General features: G+C 67.8%; 6 protein-coding genes. All 6 read right to left on the reverse strand.

The annotated features are described in order from the left end of the window. Nucleotides 1–654: MBL fold metallo-hydrolase (locus VF662_RS14860; protein WP_464142649.1), on the reverse strand; the 654-nt coding region annotated here is incomplete at its 3' end. A 64-nt stretch (nucleotides 655–718) separates the two neighbouring features. Then, nucleotides 719–2,308 carry a M56 family metallopeptidase gene (locus tag VF662_RS14865; RefSeq protein WP_464142651.1) on the reverse strand — a complete coding sequence of 530 codons (1,590 nt, stop codon included), beginning with the start codon at nucleotides 2,306–2,308 and terminating at the stop codon, nucleotides 719–721. Beyond that, nucleotides 2,305–2,673 carry a BlaI/MecI/CopY family transcriptional regulator gene (locus VF662_RS14870; RefSeq protein WP_464142653.1) on the reverse strand — a complete coding sequence of 123 codons (369 nt, stop codon included), beginning with the start codon at nucleotides 2,671–2,673 and terminating at the stop codon, nucleotides 2,305–2,307. The genes VF662_RS14865 and VF662_RS14870 overlap by 4 nt, the downstream gene beginning before the upstream one ends. 73 nt (nucleotides 2,674–2,746) lie before the next feature. Beyond that, nucleotides 2,747–3,187: a hypothetical protein gene (locus VF662_RS14875; protein ID WP_464142655.1), complete on the reverse strand. Its 441-nt coding sequence runs from the start codon at nucleotides 3,185–3,187 to the stop codon at nucleotides 2,747–2,749. Next, nucleotides 3,184–3,372 (reverse strand): hypothetical protein, encoded by a 189-nt coding sequence (locus VF662_RS14880; protein ID WP_464142657.1) that lies wholly within the window; start codon nucleotides 3,370–3,372, stop codon nucleotides 3,184–3,186. Before VF662_RS14880 ends, VF662_RS14875 begins: the two co-directional genes overlap by 4 nt. A 330-nt stretch (nucleotides 3,373–3,702) precedes the next feature. Further along, on the reverse strand, nucleotides 3,703–3,900 hold a 198-nt coding region (locus VF662_RS14885; protein ID WP_464142659.1), incomplete at its 5' end, for a glutaredoxin family protein.

Below are 3,900 nucleotides of genomic sequence, written 5' to 3' on the forward strand. Positions count from 1 at the left end.
GCCGCGCAGCAGCTTTTGCGGAGCGTCGATCACCGGGCCGTGCGCGGGGTAGTAGACCGCTTCGTCCCGCCCCTGGAGCCTGGCGAGGCTTGCCATATAGGCGCCCATCTCGCCGTCCGGCGGAGAAACGATGGTGGTCGACCAGCCCATCACATGATCGCCGCTGAACAGCGCCCGCTCCTCCGGCAGTGCGAAGCAGAGGTGGTTCGACGTGTGCCCAGGCGTGGCGACCGCTTCCAACGTCCACCCCTCCCCCGCCAGCGCCTCGCCGTCGGCGAGCACGCGATCGGGTGCATAATCGGCATCGAATGCTGCGTCGGCGCGCGGCCCCTCGTCCTCCATCGTCAGCGGGGCGCAGCCGACGATCGGCGCCCCGGTCGCCTCCTGGAGCGGACGGCTGGCCGGGCTGTGATCGCGATGCGTGTGCGTACACAGGATCGCCTCCACGCGTGCCCCCTCGAGTGAGGCGAGGATCGCCTCCAGATGTTCGGGAATGGCTGGGCCCGGATCGATTACGGCCACCGCGCCGGTGCCGACGATATGAGTCCAGGTGCCGGTGAAGGTGAAGGGCGAAGGATTGGGCGCAAGCAGCCTGCGCACCAGCGGGCTCAGCCGTTCGATCGTGCCGGGCCGCGCCTCGTCCATGGGGCGCATGTGGCACCGGCGGGCGGAAAAACCAAGCGGGGCGGGAAAGGGAGCCGCCCCGCCTGGCAGTCGGTCAGTTGCGGGGCGGGAGCGGCGGCTGCGGCGCTGCCCGCGGGACGATGATCCGCACAGGCGCCCGCGGCGCGGACGGTGCGGCTTCGTCGTCGTCCAGGTCGCGCAGGTTCACATCCACCTCGATCCGGTCCAGCTCTTTCCCGGCCTCGGCCAGAGCGGCCTCGATCTCGCGCACCTGCGCCGGCGTCAGCACGTGGCGGGGCAGATGGACTCGGGTCGCAAGCATCGCCGAGCGCATCGCCTGCGCGTGGATCCGGTCCGTGTCGATGCGCTGGATGTGGAGCCGGGCGCGCTCCAGCGCCTTTTCCATCTCGGCGAGATGCTCGCCCCGCTCGAGCCGCACGATGTGCACGCGCGAGTCGGCAAGCGCCCGCCGCGCCTCCTCCATCCCGCGGCGATGATCCTTCTGTGCCCGTTCGATCGAGCGGCGGATCTCCGCCCGGTCCTTGCGGCTGAGACGCGCGTGGGAGATGCGCTCCCGCACCCGCTCCTTGGTCTTGGCGACGATCGCGCGGACTTCCGGGTCCTTGGCCTCGTCGCCCGAGCAGACGATGGCGCCCCGCTCCCGCTCGCGCGGCGTTCCGCACTTCTCGCGCAGCCGCTCGATCTCCTCGCGGGCGATGACCGGCTCGCGTCCCTGCGTCGCCATCACCACGTCGACGGGCTCGGCGCGCTCCTCCTTGGCAAACCCTGGCGTCGCGACAGCAAGGCCGGCCGCTCCAACCAGCGCAAGCGCGGCAGCGCCCCCGGCGCTTCGGACCCAGCTCGCCCGGTGCTTCTTCATCATTCTCAATCTCCGTTTCAGCATGTCGGCGTGATTGAGCGGGCAGACTGCAATCAGGCCAGGGTGGCTTGCGGATTTGACAAGGGCGCAGGCGTAATCGTGGCGCTGCGTCGGGGCGCGCCGGGTGACAGCGGCATCGCAGGCGAGCTCCTGGTCCGCGCGGAAGGCGCGAAAAGCGATGTGAACGATCGGGTTGAACCAGTTGAGCGTGAGGAGCCCGAGGCCAATCCAGTTCCAGAGCAGGTCGAAGCGCCGGTGGTGCACGAGCTCATGCTCCAGCGCAAGCCGACGCTCGGTCTCGCTGTAGCGGGTGAGGAAATCCTCAGGGACCACGATCCGGCGCCTGAACAGGCCGACCGCAACCGGACCGTCGACGGCATCGCTCTCGACGACGCGGATGCCGCCGAAGCTCGGGGGCTCGGCGCTCCGGCCGGTGGGGCCGAGATGCAGCATAAAGGCGCTGTAGGTCGATTGCTGCCAGACCGCGAAAGCGATCGCTCCGCCCGCCCAGAGCGCGAGCAGGGTGAGCATCAGGTCGGCCGAGCCGCCGCCGGACTCCGGCGCGGGCGCCGAAGCGGCCGACGCGCTGGCCGCGGCCATGTCGGGAATGATGATCGTCACCGGCGCCGCCGCGGCGGGAAGGAAGCTCGGGATCGGCGGCAGCAGCGGCACAAGCACCGGCAGAAGCCACAGCGCATAGGCCCATTGCGCGCCGAACAGCTCAGCCACTGGGCGCCTCACGGCCAGCACCAGCATCATCAGCAAGGTCGCGGCGACCATGCTCTGCAGCATCCAGGCGATCATGATTTGAGCTCCTTCAAAAGGGCTTCGATCTCGGCGATGTCTTCGGGCGAGAGGCGGTTGCGCTCGGCGAGGTGAGCGACCAGCGGTGTGACCCGGCCGCCGAACATGCGGTCCAGCAATTTCTCCGATTCCCGCTCCAGGAACTCCTCGCGCGCAATGGTGGGGCGGTAGAGGTAGCGGCGGCCGTCCTCCTCGTGGACGATCGCGCCCTTCGAGAGGAGCCGAGAAAGCAGGGTCTTGACCGTGCGGGCGCTCCAGCCGCGGGCGGGATCCACCCGGTCCGCAACGTCGGCGGCGGCGAGCGGAGCTTCCTCCCAGAGGACCTCCATCACCGCATGTTCGGCATCGGAAATACGCTCACTCATCTCGCTGCTCGCTTCGCTGTTTGTGGATTGGGGGCGGAGCCGCGGCGATGCGCGCCCCCGCCCCTCGCGTAAGTCAGTCCTTCTGCGCCTTCACCCGCGCGATCTCGCGGTCGAGAGCGGCAATTGCCTCGGCGCGATGCTGGGCATCGCCCGAGTCACGCTCGCTAAGCTCGGCGCGCGCCTTTTCGAGGGCCTTTACGAGCTCGCCCCGAACGTCGGCCGAGCTCTCTCCCTTGTCGCCGCAGACGACGACGCGGGTGACGAACTTCCTGTTGCCGTCGCCGCTCGTGACATCGCTTTCCGCCTTGTTGGCGTCGTTGCACTTCGACCGGAATTCCGAGAGCTCCTTGCCGTCGAGCACGATCGGCTTGCTGTCCTTGCCGTAGCGCTTGATGATGATGTTTTCGGTCCGCTCTTCCTTCTTCTCCTGCGCATTGGCAGTGCCGCCGAGCGCGACTGCTCCGGCCACCAGACTTGCGAAGAACATACCCCCGGTAAACCCCTTGGACTTCATTTCATCGTCTCCGTCTTGTCGTGATTGAAAAGGAAGGCGGCCGCGCCGCCAGCCCCAGCGCAAGCATCGGGGGCACCCGCTGCCCGGGCCCGCCCGGAGGCGGCGGCAGCACGGCCGATTCCCGAGCCGCCGGGATGCAAGCGGCCGCGGGAAATCACATCGTCGATCGAATCACGTTCGCGCATCTGCGCTCGGCTCCCTGAAATCCGGCTGCTCGTGCAGCTCTCGGGACTACAGATGTAATCAATCGACTGAACGGAATATGAATGTTTCGGCTGCGTCAGCGGCCGCAGCGGCGCGCAGATTTGTCGGAAAGCTTTACACCGGCGGGAAGAGGTTAATTCCCGTTCACCACCGAAAGCCGCACATTTCCGCCGCTGGCACAGTCTGGCACGCAGCGTGTATCTCTATCCGCGTCCACACCGTTCCACTGAAAAGGGCGGGCAGGCGCTTTCTGGTCGCGCCGCCCGCCCTAATCTTTTTCAGAAACTGCCGCAGCCGCTTGGCGGGGCCCACTACTCCGCCTTCGCGACCTGCTTCTCGTCCAGCAGCTGCTGGAGCTCGCCCGCCTCGAACATCTCCATCATGATGTCCGAGCCGCCGACGAACTCGCCCTTCACGTAAAGCTGCGGAATGGTGGGCCAGTCCGAATAGGCCTTGATGCCCTGGCGGATCTCCGGGTCCTGGAGCACGTCGACCGTCTCGAAGCCAAC

Origin of the sequence: Allosphingosinicella sp., assembly GCF_036387215.1 — a bacterium.
GTDB lineage: Bacteria > Pseudomonadota > Alphaproteobacteria > Sphingomonadales > Sphingomonadaceae > Allosphingosinicella.